Annotated in this window: 1 protein-coding gene; it reads left to right on the top strand. The window is 42.7% G+C overall.

Annotation, left to right across the window (positions count from 1 at the left end; all coding sequences use genetic code 11):
• Positions 1-786 (top strand): ATP-binding protein (locus BN338_RS10125; protein WP_039762071.1); only part of this gene is annotated, 786 nt, incomplete at both ends.

Below are 786 nucleotides of genomic sequence, written 5' to 3'. Positions count from 1 at the left end.
TTGAAGCTTCTCCCACAACAGAAGTTCTCATTGAAGAAAGTGTTTTAGGGNGGAAAGAATACGAAATGGAAGTTGTTCGTGATAAGAATGACAACTGTATCATTGTCTGTTCTATTGAAAACATTGATCCAATGGGGATTCATACCGGTGATTCGATCACCGTAGCACCTGCTCTCACCTTAACCGATAAAGAATATCAATGTATGCGTAATGCTTCGATTGCTGTCTTGCGTGAAATTGGTGTTGAAACGGGTGGATCCAATGTACAGTTTGCTGTCAATCCTGAAAACGGGCGCCTCATTGTTATTGAAATGAATCCGCGTGTCTCTCGCTCTTCAGCGCTTGCTTCAAAAGCAACGGGTTTTCCCATTGCCAAGGTAGCAGCAAAACTCGCTGTTGGCTATACGCTTGATGAATTAAAAAATGATATCACAGGAGGTACGATACCAGCATCATTTGAGCCTTCTATTGACTATATCGTGACAAAAATTCCTCGTTTTGCTTTCGAAAAATTTCCTGGAGCATCACCTGTTCTCACGACAGCGATGAAATCTGTAGGAGAGGTCATGGCAATTGGACGTACTTTTCAGGAATCATTACAAAAAGCACTCCGTGGACTTGAAACAGGACTTACTGGTCTTGATGAAATTGTGATTCCAGAGCATGCTGAAGGTGATGAAAAAAATTCTATACGCTCAGCCATTGCCATCCCAAGCCCTGATCGTCTGCGCTATATCGCACAAGCCATGCGTGCGGGCTTACCTTTAAATGAAATTCACCAAATCA

Origin of the sequence: Bartonella queenslandensis AUST/NH15 (assembly GCF_000312585.1) — a bacterium.
Lineage (GTDB): Bacteria > Pseudomonadota > Alphaproteobacteria > Rhizobiales > Rhizobiaceae > Bartonella > Bartonella queenslandensis_A.
Note: the sequence above shows the minus strand (reverse complement) of the source record. Positions and strands in the feature narration are given on the sequence as shown.